The following is a 15487-nucleotide window of genomic DNA, read 5'->3' as shown; positions in this document are numbered from 1 at the left end:
CAGGAGCCGTCGCGCCGCTGTCCGCGTGGCCTGGAGTCGGCCCGGAGCGAGGCGTGTGCGCGGTCGAGCCCCGCAGCTTTGACAAACCATGCAGTACCTTGCATAGTTATGCCACTAACGGTCGCGCGCCGTGAGGCGGACGCACACCCCCTTGCACTCCCGAGGAGCACGCAGTGAGCAACGGCACCGGAAACAGCGACGTACGCCTCTGGGGCGGCCGTTTCGCAGACGGTCCGGCCGAGGCGCTGGCCAAGCTGTCCGCGTCCGTCCACTTCGACTGGCGGCTCGCGCCGTACGACATCGCCGGCTCCCGTGCCCACGCGCGCGTGCTCAGCAAGGCGGGGCTGCTGACCGACGACGAGCTGGCCCGCATGCTCGAAGGGCTGGACTCGCTGGAGGCCGCCGTCGCCGACGGCTCGTTCACCGGCACCATCGCCGACGAGGACGTCCACACCGCGCTGGAGCGTGGCCTCCTGGAGCGCCTCGGCCCCGACCTCGGCGGAAAGCTGCGGGCCGGCCGGTCCCGCAACGACCAGGTCGCCACGCTCTTCCGGATGTACCTGCGCGACCACGCCCGGATCATCGGCGGCCTCATCGCCGAGCTCCAGGACGCGCTGGTGGGGCTCGCAGAGGCGCACCCCGACGTGGCCATGCCCGGCCGCACGCACCTCCAGCACGCCCAGCCGGTCCTCTTCGCCCACCACGTCCTGGCGCACGTGCAGCCGCTGTCCCGGGACGCCGAGCGGCTGCGGCAGTGGGACGAGCGGACCGCCGTGTCCCCGTACGGCTCCGGCGCCCTGGCCGGGTCCTCCCTCGGGCTGGACCCGGAGGCGGTCGCCGCGGACCTCGGATTCGAGCGGGGCTCCGTGGGCAACTCGATCGACGGCACCGCGTCACGTGACTTCGTCGCCGAGTTCGCCTTCATCACCGCGATGATCGGCGTCAACCTCTCCCGGATCGCCGAGGAGATCATCATCTGGAACACGAAGGAGTTCTCCTTCGTCACCCTGCACGACGCGTTCTCCACCGGCTCCTCGATCATGCCGCAGAAGAAGAACCCGGACATCGCCGAGCTCGCACGCGGCAAGTCCGGCCGGCTCGTCGGCAACCTGACCGGGCTGATGGCGACCCTGAAAGCCCTCCCGCTCGCCTACAACCGTGACCTCCAGGAGGACAAGGAGCCCGTCTTCGACTCCTGCGACCAGCTGGAGATCCTGCTGCCGGCGTTCACCGGGATGATGGCCACGCTCACCGTCAACCGCGAGCGCATGGAGGAGCTGGCACCGGCCGGCTTCTCGCTCGCCACGGACATCGCCGAGTGGCTGGTCAAGCAGGGTGTGCCGTTCCGTGTGGCCCACGAGGTCGCGGGGGAGTGCGTGAAGGTGTGCGAACAGCAGGGCATCGAGCTCGACGAGCTGACGGACGAGCAGTTCGCGAAGATCTCCGAGCACCTCACCCCGGAGGTGCGCACCGTGCTGAACGTGCCCGGCGCGCTGGCCTCACGTGACGGGCGCGGCGGGACGGCCCCCTCGGCCGTCGCCGTCCAGCTGGCCGAGGTGAAGGCCGACCTGGTGACGCAGCACGCCTGGGCGACCGCGCGCGGCTGATTCGCAGGCATCGCGGGCTACGTTGACGGGAAGGCGTTCGGAACCGACCCAGAGGAGCCCGCGATGCCCTTCGCCCGCCTGAACCGAGCGACCACCCCGACCTCCCACATCGGGCTCGGCCTGGCCGCCGTCGGCAGGCCCGGCTACATCACCCCGCACCGCGACCGGGACCTTCCCGGCGACCGCAGCGCCGGCGCCCTGCGCGCCCACACCCATGAACTCCTGGACGCCGCATACGCGCAGGGTGTCCGTTACATCGACGCGGCCCGCTCCTACGGCCGTGCCGAGGAGTTCCTGGCGGACTGGCTCGGCGCCCGCCCCGATGTGACGGACGTGGTCATCGGCAGCAAATGGGGCTACACCTACACCGCCGACTGGCGCAGCGACGCCGAGGCGCACGAGGTCAAGGACCACAGCCTGGCCGCGTTCGAACGACAGCACGCCGAAACGGCCGAACTGCTCGGGGACCGGCTCGATCTCTACCAGATCCACTCGGTGACCGCCGACAGCCCCGCGCTGAGCGACAAGGACCTGCACGCCCGGCTCGCCGAACTCGCGGCCCAGGGCACCACGATCGGCTTCTCGGCGAGCGGGCCCGCCCAGGCGGACGCCATCCGGTCCGCCCTGGCCGTGACCGTGGACGGCGAGCCCCTCTTCCGTACGGTCCAGGCGACCTTCAACGCCCTGGAGACCTCCGCCGGGCCCGCGCTCGCCGAGGCCCATGACGCGGGGCTCACCGTGATCGTCAAGGAAGCCATGGCCAACGGCCGGCTCGCCGGAACCGAGGCGCCCGCCGTCCTCCGGGAGATCGGCACCGAGGCGGGACTGGACGCGGACGCCGTCGCCCTGGCACTCGTGCTCCACCAGCCGTGGGCCGGAGTCGTCCTGTCCGGCGCGGCGACGGTCACGCAGCTGGCCGCCAACCTGCACGCGCCCCTCCTCGATCTGGACACCGACCGGCTGGACAGGCTTGCCGCGCTGGTGGAGGAGCCGGAGGCGTACTGGCGCCACCGGGCCTCACTGCCCTGGAGCTGACCGCCCTGGCCCGTGGAAATGGGCCCACCGGCGCCTGACCCGTACCGGTGGGACCGGGGGCGGGCCCGCCGTGTCGCGGGTCCGGTTCACGCCCAGTCCGCGAGCGCCTCGAAGTCCGACCGCACCAGCCCCACCCAGGGGTCGATCCGCCTCAGCAGGGCACGGCCCGGGTGATGCGCCGCGACCCACTCGATGTCCGGCGCGGCGATCTCGTCGTCGATCCAGGCGAAGGGCCGGCCGTCCGCGTACTCGACGACGTACCGCGTCTTCCAGTACGTCCCGTCCGCCGGCATCGCGTGCATCGCGGGCCAGTCGATGTACGGCAGTGGCGGCAGCCCGAGGCGCGGGCCGACCCACTCGTTGGCCTCGTCCTTCCAGGTGGTCGCCCACACGAGTTCGTACCGGCCGGCGAGCGCCAGCAACTCCTCACCGTGACCGGGGCTGAGCAGGACGGGCAGCGGCACTCCCGCCTTCCACCCCGTCGGGCGCATCCGGTGGAGGAGATAGCCCTCCGGCGGCGCGGGGCGGGCCAGTGCCGCGTACGGGTTGAGCGGACCGTCGACGTCGATCAGCAGCAGCGGCTTCATCCCGTCATGGTGCCTCCTGAGCCTCCGCGCTCCGAGGCATCACGCGCGGGTCGGCCAATGGGACGTCCATGTCTCATATGGGCTAGTGTCGTCTCATGACTCTTGATCGCGAGCAGGTGCTGCGGAGCGCCGCCGCGCTGCTGACCCATAAATCGACGGCGACGATGGACGAGGTCGCCAGGGCCGCCGGAATCGGCCGCGCCACCCTGCACCGGCACTTCGCGGGCCGGGACGCCCTTGTGGGAGCGCTGGAAGATCTCGGGATCCGGGAGTTCGAAGCCGCCCTGGAGGCCGCCGGGCTCGACGAGGGCAGCGCCGAGGACGCTCTGCGACGGCTGATCACGGCCGTCGAGCCCAGCGCGGGACTGCTGTCCTTCCTCGTCACGGAGAACCAGCTCTTCGAGGGCGACGACGTCAACGAGGGCTGGAGCCGCCTCGACGCCCGGGTCTCCGCGTTCTTCCGGCGCGGACAGGAGCGCGGCGAGTTCCGGATCGACCTGACCCCGGCGTGGCTGACCGAGGCACTGTACGGCCTGATCAGCAGCTGCGCGTGGTCGGTGCAGACGGGGCGGGTCGCCGCCCAGGACTTCCCCTACATGGTCGTCGAGTTGCTGCTGGGCGGCGCACGCCGGAGCGTGGAGAAATGAGCAGCACCTCTCAGCACGCGGGCGTCACGGGCGATCCCCATCATCCGGGCCGGTGGATCGCCCTCACCGTGCTCGTCCTGGCCGTGCTGCTGGTCGCCGTGGACGCCACCGTGCTGGGCCTGGCCACGCCGTTCCTCAGCGAGGACCTCGAACCGACCGGCACCCAACTGCTCTGGATCGGCGACGTCTACTCCTTCGTCATCGCCGGCCTCCTCGTCTCCATGGGCAGCCTCGGCGACCGCATCGGCCGCAAGAAGCTGCTGCTGACCGGTGCCACGGCCTTCGGGGCGGTCTCCGTGCTCAACGCCTACGCGACGAGCCCCGAGATGATGATCCTGGCCAGAGCCCTGCTCGGTGTCGCGGGTGCCACGCTGATGCCGTCCACGCTCGCCCTGATCCGTAACCTCTTCCACGACCCGCGGGAACGCAGTCTCGCCGTCGGTATCTGGGGTGCCATGGCATCGGCGGGCGCCGCAGTCGGCCCCGTCGTGGGCGGCCTCCTGCTGGAACACTTCTGGTGGGGCTCGGTCTTCCTGATCAACCTGCCCGTGATGGCGGTCCTCGTCGCCGTCGGCATCAAGATGATCCCCGAGTCGAAGAATCCGGCGCCGGGCCCCTGGGACCTGCCCAGTGTGGGGCTCTCCCTGGTCGGAATGATCGGCATCGTGTACGCGATCAAGGAGGCCGCGGCCCACGGGGTGAGCTGGGGGACCGGCGTGGCGGCCGTCGGCGGCGCGGGAGCGCTCACCTGGTTCGTGCGCCGCCAGCTGAAGCTGCCCGCCCCCCTGCTGGACATGCGGCTCTTCCACCACCGTGGGTTCTCCGGAGCGGTCCTCGCCGACCTCCTGACCATCCTCGGCCTGTCCGGGATCGTCTTCTTCCTCTCCCAGTTCCTCCAGCTGGTCCAAGGCAGAGGACCACTCGAGGCGGGGCTCGCCGAACTGCCCGCGGCCGTCGGCGCGGTGACGGCCGGGCTGCTGGCCGGGAGGGTCGCACGCCGCTACTCGGTGCGCTCCGTGGTCGCCGTGGGGCTGGGGGCCATCGGCGTGTCGCTGGCGGTGGTCACGGTGATCCACAAGGAGACCGGCTATCCCCTGATCGGGGTCCTGCTCCTGGTGGTGGGCGTCGGCGCCGGCTTCGCCTTCACCGTGACCTCCGACGTCATCCTCTCCAGCGTCCCGAAGGAGCAGGCGGGCTCGGCGTCGGCGGTGTCCGAGACGGCGTACGAACTCGGCGCCGCCCTCGGCATCGCGCTGCTCGGGTCCATCGTCACGGGCGTCTACCGGGGCTTCGGAACACCCGAAGGCATCCCCGCCGCCGCCGAGGCGGCGGCCCACGAGTCGCTGGGAGGTGCCGTGGAGACGGCGGAACACCTGCCGGCGCACCAGGGGAGCGAACTCGTCGTCGCGGCCCAGGAGGCCTTCGTCAACGGGCTGCGGGTGTCGGCGGCGGTCGGGGCCGTGGTCCTCCTCGCGACCGCCGTGGCCGCGTGGTTCATGCTGCGCGGCCAGAAGCTGGAGGACGGCATCATCCCCGACGAGTGACCGCCCGGGAACAGGAGTGAGGGAGCGGCGGCCTGTCCCGGGAAGGGCGGAAGCGGTGCCCGGACGCACGAGTGGCCCGGCGCGATCACGCGCCGGGCCACTCGAAGAACACCCGTACGGCTCAGGCGGCCTTGGCCTTCGTGGCGTAGATGTCGACGTACTCCTGGCCGGACAGCCGCATCACCTCGGCCATCACCGAGTCCGTCACCGCCCGCAGCACGTAGCGGTCGCGGTCCATGCCCTCGTAGCGGGAGAACTCCATCGGCTCACCGAAACGGACCGTGACCTTGCCCGGGCGGGGCAGGCCGGCGCCGCCCGGCTGCAGCTTGTCCGTGCCGATCATCGCGAACGGCACCACAGGCGCGCCCGTCATCAGGGTGAGCCGCGCGATACCCGTACGGCCCCGGTAGAGACGGCCGTCGGGGGAGCGGGTGCCCTCCGGGTAGATCGCGAAGGCCTTGCCCTCCTCCAGGACCCGGCGGCCCGTCATCAGCGCCGCGACACCGCCGCGCCCGCCGTCCCGGTCCACGGGGATCATCCCGCAGCCCGTGAAGAACCAGGCCATCAGCCGGCCCTTGACGCCCTTGCCGGTCACGTACTCGTCCTTGCCGATGTAGAACACCGGCCGGTCGCAGCAGATCGGCATGATCATCGAGTCGATGAAGGTCAGGTGATTCCCCGCGAGAATGACCGGACCCGTCCCCGGGATGTTCTCCACGCCCTCCACGCTGGGCCGGAAGAGCAGCCGCAGGATCGGTCCGAGCACTGCCTTGATGACCGTGAGTCGGGACAACGCGTCCTCCGGTTTCGTGGCCGGGCGGCCGGGGCGGGAATTCGTGAGGGTCTGTGCAGGTGAGGACGATACTCGCGGGTACCGCCTCCGCGCACATCGGGTTCACCGAGCCGATACGCAGTGTTGACGTGTGTTTCCGCCATGTTCGTCCACAGGCCGCCCCGCCGATGGCGTAGCTGCCTACGATCAAGCCTGCCCCGAAGGTGCGGGACATCACATGCGAGGAGCATTCATGACAGAGCGCGCGCAGACTGCACCCGGTCGGCGGACACTCCTGGGGGCCGCGGTCCTCGGGACGGCCGCCCTCGGACTGCCCGGCACCGCGAACGCCGCCGCGAGCGGGGAGTCCGGTGCGCGGGGCGGCAGGCACGGCTCCTACCGGGACCTGCCCGTGCCCACCGTCATCGGCCACCGGGGAGCCAGCGGCTACCGGCCGGAGCACACCCTCGGCTCCTACCAGCTGGCCCTTGACATGGGCGCGCACATCGTCGAGCAGGACCTCGTGCCGACCAAGGACGGCCACCTCGTCTGCCGCCACGAGAACGACATCACCGGGACCACGGACGTCGCCGACCACCCCGAGTTCGCGAGCCGCCGGACGACCAAGAAGGTCGACGGCGTGTCGCTCACCGGCTGGTTCACCGAGGACTTCACCCTCGCCGAGCTGAAGACCCTGCGGGCCGAGGAGCGCATCCCCGGCACCCGCCAGGAGAACACGCTGTACGACGGCCGCTGGCAGATCCCCACCTTCGAGGAGGTCCTGCGCTGGGCCGACGAGGAGGGCCGCAAGCGCGGTGGGTCCGTCTGGCTCTACGTCGAGACCAAGCACCCCTCCTACTTCAGGGGTCTCGGGCTGGGCCTGGAGGAGCCGCTCGCCCGGCTGCTGCGCCGCCACGGCCGCCACCGCGCGAACTCCCCGCTCATCCTCCAGTCCTTCGAGCCGAGCTCCATGCAGCGGCTGTCGAAGCTCGTGTCCACCCCTCGTGTGGTCCTGCTGTCCGGACCGAAGGAACGGCCCTGGGACTTCGTGGAGGCGGGCGACCCGCGCACGGTCGCGGACCTGGTGAAGCCCGCGGGGCTGAAGTGGATCGCCTCCTTCGCGCAGGGCATCGGCCCGACGCTGGACCTGGTCATACCCAAGGACGCGGCGGGACGTCTGACCACCCCCACCACGCTGGTCGCGGACGCCCATGCGCGGGACCTCGTCCTGCACCCCTACACACTGCGCAACGAGAACGCCTTCCTGCCGGCCGACTTCCGGCGCGGCACCGACCCGAACGCGTACGGCGACGCGTTCGGCGCCCTGCGGGCCTACTTCGACGCGGGCATCGACGGGATCTTCTCCGACAACCCGGACACCGCTCTGCTCGCGGCGGCCGACTTCGCCAAGGCCTGAGGCCGTGACGCCGCCGGGTGCGGTTCCGGGCCGCCCCGGGGCGGCCCGGCAGGTGCCGTTCACCCGGTGAGCCCTGCCGGACGGTTCCGGGGCCCCTGGGGCGTCAGCCGCCCGGCCGGGATGCCCCGGTCGGGTGGAGCTCCCCGTACGTGGCAACCGGCCGCGCACGGGAAGCGTTGACGGGGCATGACTCTTCTTGATCATGCTCCGAGTCCCCTGGCCGACCGGGCGGAGGACGGCGGACGAGCCCTCGTACGCGCCCTGCACGCGCTCGTGCGAGCCGAGGCAGGAGCCGAGGCGCATGCCGCGGGCGTGGAAGCCGCGGACCTGGAACAGGCGGTGTGGGTGCGGCTGCTGGAGCGCCCGACCGGTCCGGGCCTTCCCGCCGACCCGGCCCGTCGGGTCCGCGCCGCGGTGCGGGCCGAGGTCCGTACCGCCCGCCGCAGGGCCCGGCGTGAGAGCTCCTACGCGGGAGGCGAGTCCCCGGGCGACTGGGCCGGCTGTCCCGAACGCCTCGCGCTCGGAGCCGCCGAACGCCGGGCTCTGCGCACCGCGGTGAACCGGCTGCCCGGCAGGTGCCCGCGCTTACTCGAAGCGATGCTGGCGCCCCACGATCCGACGTACCGGGAAATCGCAGGGGAGTTGGGTATGTCACAGGGCAGTTTGGGTCCTATGCGTTCCCGATGCCTTGGATGTCTGCGCAGAATGCTCGCGGCGGAGGTTGTGGCTCCTGAACTGCGGGGAAAGGAGCGGTAGACAACCGGCGGACCAGGTGAGCGGGAGGCATGCACACATGGGCATGAGCGTGACCATCTCGGCGGCGACAGCGCAGGACGTCGAGCAGATCTTCAGACTCCAGTACCTCTGCTTCCAGAGCGAGGCGGAGCTCTACGGCAACTACCGGATAGACCCACTCGTCCAGACCCTCGACTCCGTCCGGGACGAAGTCGCCACCGATCTCGTGTTCGTGGCCCGGCTCGGCGACGAAGTCGTCGGCTCCGTACGCGGCTTCACCGACGAGGACGGCGTCGGCCGGATCGGCAAGCTCTGCGTCCACCCCAGGCTCCGTAACCACGGCCTCGGCGGCAGGCTCCTGCGCGCCGCCGAATCGGGCCTGGCCGACGGGCGTTCGGCGACCCGCTTCCGGCTGCACACCGGCGAGCGCAGCGAAGGCAATCTGCGGCTGTACCGCAAGGCCGGCTACGCGCGGGTGGGCAACGCCACCGGACGGGACGGTGTCCGGCTGGTCCTGCTGGAGAAGGAAGCCACCGCGCCGGCTTATGTGGCCAGTGCCTGAACGGCCCCTGTGAGGCTCCGCGTCAGGCGGTACGCGCGCGGCGCAGCCAGATCATCCCGGTGACCGGAAGGATCACCGGGATGAGCAGGTAGCCCATGCCGAATCCCGACCACACCGTGCTGTCCGGGAAGGCGGAAGGCTCCACCAGCGTCCAGGTGCCGACGATCAGTACGCCCGCGAGCTCGGCGGCGCAGCACATCAGCGCCGCCCTGCGCGCCTTCTCCCCACCACGCACCAGCGAGTACGTGATGAAGCCGTACACGACCGCGGCGAGCGCCGAGAGCACGTAGGCGAGCGGGGCCTTGTCGAAGTCCAGGATCATCTCGACGACCGAGCGGGACGCGGCGGCCACCGTGAACACCCCGTAGAACCAGACCAGTACCCGTCCCGGCCCGCTGCCGAGCTCGAACTGCTGCACCTTCCCGGAGGGCCGGGCGTCTTCCGGGGCCCTCGTGCGTTCGGTGTCGCTCATGGTCAGTTTCCCCAGATGTCGTAGAGCCGCACTTCGAGGACGGCGAGCACGACCGCCCCGGCCGACACCGTCACCGAACCCCAGCGGGTCCGTTCCGACAGCGACAGGAACGCCGCCGCCGGCACGGCCGCGAAGGCACCGATCAGATAGGCGATGAAGATCGTCATTCCCTGATCGGGCCGCTCGCCCCGCGCGAGCTGCACGATCCCGACGAGCAGCTGCGCCAGCGCGAGGACGGAGACGACCGCCATCCCGATGAAGTGCCAGTCCTTCGTGGGCTGGTCCCGGTAGGCGGCGTGTCCGCACCAGGCGGCGAGGGCGAGCGCGGTCACGGCGACCGCGACCGTCAGGGCGTCAAGCATGAAGCGAGGGTATTACGGGCGGCGGCGGCCACCACGTGCGGCCCCGGTCGCGTGGCCGGGGCCGGAAGGGCGGAGGGAGGGGCGGGAGGCGGCCCCCGGAATCGTGGCCTTTGCCACAGCGCGACCACAGCAAGATCGCCCCGCACTCGGTGGACAGGTCGGGCGGGGTCCACGTTTTCGCAGGTCGAAGCGGGTATGGCGGGGGTCTCGGCAAGTGATGCGCGCACCTCGCGCTGTCCGCTATCCGGACAGTAAGACTCGGTGGAACGTTACGTCTGTTTTACTTGGGCCATGACCACGACGAGCTACCGCAGCCCTGCGACCGAGGCGATCACGACGCCCGGTGCTCGTTGTACGTGTCGAATGCGCGCCTTCTGAGGGCCCCCGCCTGAGCCTCGCGCCCCGAAGCGAGACCGAGCCCGTGCCGTCCGCATCCAGCGGATCGAGCCTGCCCTGGTCTGTGCCGCCCCCGGCCGTCCGCCGGTCCGCGCACATGCCGAGACTCCCACCGGTCGACCACTGAGAAAAGTCTCATCAGACGAATGCCCCGTGCCCGGCGGACACCGCGCCGTGCACTCGACAGTGACGGAAACCCTGTGATCACCACTTCGGGCCTCACGAAGGTCTACCAGTCACGCGGCCGTGAGGTCACCGCCCTGGACGGCGTGGACCTGCACGTCCGCGAAGGCGAGGTCTACGGCGTCATCGGACAGAGCGGCGCCGGCAAGTCCTCCCTCATCCGCTGCGTCAACCTCCTCGAACGCCCCACGTCGGGCACGGTGACGGTCGCCGGTCAGGACCTCACCGCCCTCGCGGGCCGCGGCAGGCGCGCCGGCAAGGAACTGCGCCAGGCGCGCAGCCGCATCGGCATGGTCTTCCAGCACTTCAACCTGCTGGACTCACGCACCGTCCGGGACAACGTCGAGCTGCCCCTCGAGATCCTCGGGATCTCCGGACAGGCCCGCACCCGCAAGGCGCTGGAACTCCTCGACCTCGTCGGCCTCGCCGACAAGGCGAAGGCCTACCCGGGCCAGCTCTCCGGAGGCCAGAAGCAGCGCGTCGGCATCGCCCGCGCCCTCGCAGGTGACCCGAAGGTACTCCTCTCCGACGAGGCGACCTCCGCGCTCGACCCGGAGACGACCCGTTCCATCCTCCAGCTGCTGCGCGACCTCAACCAGGAGCTCGGCCTCACCGTCCTGCTCATCACGCACGAGATGGACGTCGTCAAGACGGTCTGCGACTCCGCCGCGCTGATGAGGAAGGGCCGCATCGTCGAATCGGGCACGGTCGGCGAACTGCTCGCCACCCCCGGTTCCGAGCTGGCCCACACGCTGTTCCCCGTCGGTGGCTCCCCCTCCGCCCCCGACCGCACCGTCGTCGACGTCACCTTCCACGGCGAGGCGGCCGCCCGCCCCGTGATCTCGCAGCTCTCCCGTACGTACAACATCGACATCTCGATCCTGGGCGCGGCGATGGACACCGTCGCGGGCAAGCAGATCGGCCGCATGCGCATCGAGCTGCCCGGCCGTTTCGAGGAGAACGTCGTACCCATCGGCTTCCTGCGCGAACAGGGCCTCCAGGCCGAGGTCGTCAACGGCGGCCCCGCCACCGCGGACATCCCCGCACAGACCCCCGCACCGCTCACCAAGGAGGTGGCGAAGTGACCTGGTCCGAAATGCAGCCACTGCTCACCCAGGGAACCGTCGACACCCTCTACATGGTGCTCTGGTCCACCCTCGTCACCGTCATCGGCGGACTCCCGCTCGGCATCCTGCTCGTCCTCACCGACAAGGGCGGACTGCTGCAGAACACCGTGGTGAACAAGGTCATCGGCGTGATCGTGAACATCGGCCGCTCGCTGCCGTTCATCATCCTGCTGATCGCCCTGATCCCCTTCACCACCTGGGTCGTCGGCACCTTCATCGGCCCCTCCGCCATGATCGTGCCGCTCGCCGTCGGCGCCATCCCCTTCTTCGCGCGGCTCGTCGAGACGGCGGTGCGCGAGGTCGACCACGGGCTCGTCGAGGCCGTGCAGTCGATGGGCGGATCCATCCCCACGATCGTCCGCAAGGTCCTGCTGCCCCAGGCCCTTCCCTCGCTGGTCTCCGGCGTCACGACCACCGTCATCGTGCTCATCGGCTACTCCGCGATGGCCGGCGCCGTCGGCGGCGAAGGACTCGGGTCCAAGGCCATCACCTACGGATTCCAGCGCTTCGACGACCAGTTCATGCTCATCACCGTCGTGCTGCTCATCGTCATCGTGACCGTGGTCCAGCTCATCGGCGACGGCGCCGTACGGCTGCTGGCCCGCCGGGGCCGTACCGCCTCCTGAACCTCATCTCCCCCTGAAGCCCGAACTCCTTGTCCGGGCGCACCACCGTCACCACCGGAAAGAGGCACTCTTCGTGCGCAAGAACATCAAGATCACCGCTGCCGCAGCCGCCACCGCCGCCCTGGCCTTCGGGCTCAGCGCCTGCGGTACGGACTCCGACCCGGCCGCCAAGGGCGGGTCCGGCGCGAGTGCGGACACCTCCAAGGCCCTCGTCGTCGCGGCGTCCCCGACGCCGCACGCCGACATCCTGAACTTCGTCAAGGACAACCTGGCGAAGAAGGCCGGCCTCAAGCTGGAGGTCAAGGAGTTCACGGACTACGTCCTGCCCAACACCGCCACCGAGAGCGGCCAGGTCGACGCCAACTTCTTCCAGCACCGGCCCTACCTGACCGACTTCAACAAGAAGAACGGCACCCACGTCGTCCCGGTCGCCGACGTCCACCTCGAGCCCCTCGGTCTCTACTCCAAGAAGATCAAGGACGTCAAGGACATCAAGGCCGGCCAGACCGTCGCCGTCCCGAACGACACCACCAACGAGGGCCGCGCGCTCCAGCTGCTCGCCGAGAACGGCCTGATCACCGTCAAGGACGGCGTGGGCACCAACGCCAAGCTCAGCGACATCACGGACAAGAAGGGCCTGGAGTTCAAGGAGGTCGAGGCCGCGACCGTGCCCCGCGCCCTGGACGACGTCGACGCCGCCGTGATCAACGGCAACTACGCGATCGAGGCCAAGCTCCAGCCGGGCAAGGACTCCCTGGTGCTCGAGAAGGCCGAGGGCAACCCGTACGCCAACATCCTCGCCGTCAAGGAAGGCAACGAGGAGGACCCCCGGGTCCAGAAGCTCGCGAAGCTCCTGAACAGCGACGAGGTCAAGAAGTTCATCGAGGACACCTACAAGGGCTCGATCGTCCCCGCCTTCGGCGAGGACGCCAAGTCCTGACGTCCGGGCACCACTTGCTCCACGAGCCCCGCACACCCCACCGGGTGTGCGGGGCTCCGCCGTGCGGCGACCCGGCCATGCACATCATCGGCCTGATGCTGCATGCTGGGTCTTCACACGGTCCTCGGCATGGAGCTGCGCATGACTCTCACCTTCCCGTCCATCTCCATCAGCACGGACAGGTTGGTGCTGCGCCCCTTCGACATGGCCGACGTGCCCGCGTACATCGAGATGATGAACGACGAGCTGGTCACCGCCTGGACCGACGCCCCCTACCCCTACACCCAGGTCGACGCGGAACGGTGGGTGCGCCGGATCGCCCCCGCCGAGCGCACCCAGGGCAACGGCATCGTCTTCGCCGTCACCGAGTTCCTCACCCAGCGCCTCGTCGGATCCGTCCGGCTTCTGAACACCGACCGGCGCACTCTGGCCACCGAGGTCCGCTACATCACCGCCCCCTGGGCACGCGGTGAGGGATACGCCACCGAGTCCGTGCTGGCCCTCGCCGAGTGGCTCTTCCGCGACCAGGGCTTCGAGCGCATCGAGCTGCGCACCCCCGCGGGCAACACCGCCTCCCAGCAGGTCGCCCAGAAGCTCGGCTGCATCAGCGAGGGCGTCCTGCGCAACGCCCGCATAGCGCGGACCCGGACCGAGAACGGCACGGACGGCGGCTGGACCGACATCAGGACCGACCTCATCGTGTGGGGCCTGCTGCCCGAGGACCTGGAAGGCGTTGCCGAGCAGCTGGCCGATGCGGGCGGCTACGGCACGTACAACGACTGGAACTGACCTCCCCGCCCTGCCTGGGGGAGCCACCGGCAAGGCGTTGGTACGGACCGGATACGCTCACCCTTGCTCCGCCCCCCGGAGGAGTGCCCCCGCCTGCTACACCCCCAGGAGACTGACGACGATGGCCGACCGGGTCACGGTGATCGGCTGGGACGGCTCGCCGCTGACCAGAGCGGCCACGGCCGCGCTCTCCGCCGCCACCCTCGTCGCCGGCGCCGCCCACCACCTCGCGCTCCCCGAGGTGCCCGAGCGCGCGGAACGTATCCGCCTCGGCAGTGTCGACCTGGCCGCCCGCAGGATCGCCGGACACCGCGGCAGCGCCGTGGTCCTCGCCGACGGCGACCCCGGATTCTTCGGCGTCGTACGCACCCTGCGCGCCCGCGAACACGGCCTCGAGGTCGAGGTCGTGCCCGCCGTCTCCTCGGTCGCCACCGCGTTCGCCCGGGCCGGCATGCCCTGGGACGACGCGCAGATCGTCGTCGCCCATCCGCGCACCCTGCGCCGCGCGGTCAACGTCATCCGCGCCCACCACAAGGTGGCCGTCCTCACCTCCCCGGGAGCCGGTCCCGCCGAACTCGCCCTGTTGCTCGAAGGGGTCCACCGCACCTTCGTGATCTGCGAGGAACTCGGCACCGTACGCGAGCGGGTCACCGTCCTCACCTCCGACAAGACCGCCGACCACACCTGGCGTGACCCCAACGTCGTCATCGCCGTCGGCGGCGGCCCCGAGACCACGGCCAACGGCGCCTGGATCGCGGGCCGTCGCCCCGCCCAGCCGGAGAACGTCCGGGGCTGGGCGCTGCCCGCCTCGGCCTACGGCCCCGGAAAGGACGGCGCGGGGGAGGGCGGCGAAGGCGAGGCGCCCGGGCTGCGAGCCGCCCAACTGGCGCGGCTCGGACCCCGTACCGGTGACCTGGTCTGGGACATCGGCTGCGGCAGCGGAGCGCTCGCCGTGGAAGCGGCCCGTTTCGGAGCGGCCGTGCTGGCCGTGGACAGCGACCCCGGCGCCTGCGCCCGTACGACTGCCGCCGCCCGCGACTTCCAGGTGGCCGTGCAGGTGGTCCGGGGCACGGCGCCGCACGTCCTGGAACGCCTGCCGGAACCCGATGTCGTGCGCATCGGTGGCGGTGGCGTCCGGGTCGTCACCGCGGTGGCCGACCGGCGGCCGGAACGTATCGTCACCCATGCCTCGAACCGTGACGAGGCGGAGGCCCTGGGCGCGGCCCTCGTGGAGAACGGCTACACGGTCGAGTGCCAGCTGCTCCAGTCCGTCGAACTGGACACCTCGGGCTGGGCGGAGCGTGAACGCTCCGTCGTCTTCCTGCTCTCCGCCGTACGTTCCGACCTCGCCCCCTGAGCCGCCCGCGCCGAGGCGCGAGGTAGGCTGACCGATTGTTGTACCGCGCCCGGGCGTTCGATAATTCGTTCGTCAATGTCCGGAAAAGTGGACCGTTTTGGTCCGCGATGTGGTACAGCGCAACCGGGGGACGCGCAACGTGGCGCAGTCCACAGCGAGCCGTGGCGGAACTGTCTGTCGCGGCGGCGAACGACCGCGAGAATGTATACCTCCGCGCGCGTTTCGTGCCGCGCGGCGAGCCCGCTCGTTCTTGTTGACGAGCACCGGCGTGCCGTGGTTCGGGCATCCCGGGCGAAGGGCGAAGGAGCACTGACGATGGGCGAGGGGTA

Annotated in this window: 16 protein-coding genes; 12 read left to right on the top strand and 4 right to left on the bottom strand. The window is 70.6% G+C overall.

Annotated elements, in window-relative coordinates; genetic code table 11:
* Positions 1 to 173: 173 nt before the first annotated feature.
* Together argH and ABZY45_RS15125 are read left to right on the top strand one after the other, a co-directional pair.
* Positions 174 to 1607 carry an argininosuccinate lyase gene (gene argH / locus ABZY45_RS15130; protein WP_356739966.1) on the top strand — a complete coding sequence of 478 codons (1434 nt, stop codon included), beginning with the start codon at positions 174 to 176 and terminating at the stop codon, positions 1605 to 1607.
* 63 nt (positions 1608 to 1670) lie between these two features.
* Positions 1671 to 2642 carry an aldo/keto reductase gene (locus ABZY45_RS15125; protein ID WP_356739964.1) on the top strand — a complete coding sequence of 324 codons (972 nt, stop codon included), beginning with the start codon at positions 1671 to 1673 and terminating at the stop codon, positions 2640 to 2642.
* 86 nt (positions 2643 to 2728) lie between these two features.
* Here ABZY45_RS15125 and ABZY45_RS15120 read toward each other — a convergent pair whose 3' ends face one another.
* A complete protein-coding gene (locus tag ABZY45_RS15120) occupies positions 2729 to 3229 on the bottom strand; it encodes a hypothetical protein (protein ID WP_356739962.1) in 501 nt (166 codons plus the stop codon).
* A gap of 95 nt (positions 3230 to 3324) precedes the next feature.
* On the opposite strand from ABZY45_RS15120, the gene ABZY45_RS15115 reads away from it, so the two are divergent.
* Both ABZY45_RS15115 and ABZY45_RS15110 read left to right on the top strand, forming a co-directional pair.
* The gene (locus tag ABZY45_RS15115) at positions 3325 to 3876 is read left to right on the top strand and encodes a TetR/AcrR family transcriptional regulator (protein WP_356739960.1); all 552 of its coding nucleotides are present in this window, start codon (positions 3325 to 3327) and stop codon (positions 3874 to 3876) included.
* A complete protein-coding gene (locus tag ABZY45_RS15110; RefSeq protein WP_356739958.1) occupies positions 3873 to 5420 on the top strand; it encodes an MFS transporter in 1548 nt (515 codons plus the stop codon). Before ABZY45_RS15115 ends, ABZY45_RS15110 begins: the two co-directional genes overlap by 4 nt.
* A 121-nt stretch (positions 5421 to 5541) precedes the next feature.
* Here the strand turns inward: ABZY45_RS15110 and ABZY45_RS15105 are convergent, their stop codons facing one another.
* Positions 5542 to 6213: a lysophospholipid acyltransferase family protein gene (locus ABZY45_RS15105; protein ID WP_356739956.1), complete on the bottom strand. Its 672-nt coding sequence runs from the start codon at positions 6211 to 6213 to the stop codon at positions 5542 to 5544.
* Between the two features lie 232 nt (positions 6214 to 6445).
* On the opposite strand from ABZY45_RS15105, the gene ABZY45_RS15100 reads away from it, so the two are divergent.
* The 3 genes from ABZY45_RS15100 (at position 6446) to ABZY45_RS15090 (ending at position 8906) form a co-directional block, all read left to right on the top strand.
* A complete protein-coding gene (locus ABZY45_RS15100; protein WP_356739954.1) occupies positions 6446 to 7609 on the top strand; it encodes a glycerophosphodiester phosphodiesterase in 1164 nt (387 codons plus the stop codon).
* A gap of 186 nt (positions 7610 to 7795) precedes the next feature.
* On the top strand, positions 7796 to 8365 hold the full coding sequence (locus ABZY45_RS15095) for a sigma-70 family RNA polymerase sigma factor (RefSeq protein ID WP_356739952.1): 570 nt from the start codon (positions 7796 to 7798) through the stop codon (positions 8363 to 8365).
* Positions 8366 to 8402: 37 nt separating this feature from the next.
* Positions 8403 to 8906: a GNAT family N-acetyltransferase gene (locus ABZY45_RS15090; RefSeq protein WP_356739950.1), complete on the top strand. Its 504-nt coding sequence runs from the start codon at positions 8403 to 8405 to the stop codon at positions 8904 to 8906.
* Positions 8907 to 8928: 22 nt separating this feature from the next.
* Here ABZY45_RS15090 and ABZY45_RS15085 read toward each other — a convergent pair whose 3' ends face one another.
* Together ABZY45_RS15085 and ABZY45_RS15080 are read right to left on the bottom strand one after the other, a co-directional pair.
* On the bottom strand, positions 8929 to 9378 hold the full coding sequence (locus ABZY45_RS15085) for a hypothetical protein (RefSeq protein WP_356739948.1): 450 nt from the start codon (positions 9376 to 9378) through the stop codon (positions 8929 to 8931).
* A 2-nt stretch (positions 9379 to 9380) separates the two neighbouring features.
* Complete coding sequence (locus ABZY45_RS15080) at positions 9381 to 9740, bottom strand: hypothetical protein (RefSeq protein ID WP_356739946.1); 360 nt, start codon at positions 9738 to 9740, stop codon at positions 9381 to 9383.
* 596 nt (positions 9741 to 10336) lie between these two features.
* On the opposite strand from ABZY45_RS15080, the gene ABZY45_RS15075 reads away from it, so the two are divergent.
* From ABZY45_RS15075 to cbiE, 5 genes are all read left to right on the top strand, one after another.
* The gene (locus ABZY45_RS15075; protein WP_356739944.1) at positions 10337 to 11404 is read left to right on the top strand and encodes an ATP-binding cassette domain-containing protein; all 1068 of its coding nucleotides are present in this window, start codon (positions 10337 to 10339) and stop codon (positions 11402 to 11404) included.
* Positions 11401 to 12072 (top strand): methionine ABC transporter permease, encoded by a 672-nt coding sequence (locus ABZY45_RS15070; RefSeq protein ID WP_356739942.1) that lies wholly within the window; start codon positions 11401 to 11403, stop codon positions 12070 to 12072. The genes ABZY45_RS15075 and ABZY45_RS15070 overlap by 4 nt, the downstream gene beginning before the upstream one ends.
* Before the next feature lie 73 nt (positions 12073 to 12145).
* Positions 12146 to 13012 carry a MetQ/NlpA family ABC transporter substrate-binding protein gene (locus tag ABZY45_RS15065; protein ID WP_356739940.1) on the top strand — a complete coding sequence of 289 codons (867 nt, stop codon included), beginning with the start codon at positions 12146 to 12148 and terminating at the stop codon, positions 13010 to 13012.
* Positions 13013 to 13153: 141 nt separating this feature from the next.
* Positions 13154 to 13801, top strand: a complete 648-nt coding sequence (locus tag ABZY45_RS15060) for a GNAT family N-acetyltransferase (RefSeq protein ID WP_356739938.1) — start codon at positions 13154 to 13156, stop codon at positions 13799 to 13801.
* 121 nt (positions 13802 to 13922) lie between these two features.
* Positions 13923 to 15158: a precorrin-6y C5,15-methyltransferase (decarboxylating) subunit CbiE gene (gene cbiE, locus ABZY45_RS15055; RefSeq protein WP_356739936.1), complete on the top strand. Its 1236-nt coding sequence runs from the start codon at positions 13923 to 13925 to the stop codon at positions 15156 to 15158.
* Positions 15159 to 15487: the final 329 nt, after the last annotated feature.

Source organism: Streptomyces sp. NPDC006516, assembly GCF_040611875.1.
Classification (GTDB): domain Bacteria; phylum Actinomycetota; class Actinomycetes; order Streptomycetales; family Streptomycetaceae; genus Streptomyces.
The sequence above is the reverse complement of the archived record's forward strand: the minus strand, read 5'-3'. Positions and strand labels throughout refer to the sequence as shown.

Bases quoted from the DNA above. Each gene is read 5' to 3' on its own strand.
- ABZY45_RS15120 (WP_356739962.1), bottom strand. From the start codon at position 3,229: ATGAAGCCGCTGCTGCTGATCGACGTCGACGGTCCGCTCAACCCGTAC.
- ABZY45_RS15115 (WP_356739960.1), top strand. From the start codon at position 3,325: ATGACTCTTGATCGCGAGCAGGTGCTGCGGAGCGCCGCCGCGCTGCTG.
- ABZY45_RS15060 (WP_356739938.1), top strand. From the start codon at position 13,154: ATGACTCTCACCTTCCCGTCCATCTCCATCAGCACGGACAGGTTGGTG.
- ABZY45_RS15100 (WP_356739954.1), top strand. From the start codon at position 6,446: ATGACAGAGCGCGCGCAGACTGCACCCGGTCGGCGGACACTCCTGGGG.
- ABZY45_RS15085 (WP_356739948.1), bottom strand. From the start codon at position 9,378: ATGAGCGACACCGAACGCACGAGGGCCCCGGAAGACGCCCGGCCCTCC.
- ABZY45_RS15090 (WP_356739950.1), top strand. From the start codon at position 8,403: ATGGGCATGAGCGTGACCATCTCGGCGGCGACAGCGCAGGACGTCGAG.
- ABZY45_RS15095 (WP_356739952.1), top strand. From the start codon at position 7,796: ATGACTCTTCTTGATCATGCTCCGAGTCCCCTGGCCGACCGGGCGGAG.
- ABZY45_RS15080 (WP_356739946.1), bottom strand. From the start codon at position 9,740: ATGCTTGACGCCCTGACGGTCGCGGTCGCCGTGACCGCGCTCGCCCTC.
- ABZY45_RS15125 (WP_356739964.1), top strand. From the start codon at position 1,671: ATGCCCTTCGCCCGCCTGAACCGAGCGACCACCCCGACCTCCCACATC.
- cbiE (WP_356739936.1), top strand. From the start codon at position 13,923: ATGGCCGACCGGGTCACGGTGATCGGCTGGGACGGCTCGCCGCTGACC.
- ABZY45_RS15110 (WP_356739958.1), top strand. From the start codon at position 3,873: ATGAGCAGCACCTCTCAGCACGCGGGCGTCACGGGCGATCCCCATCAT.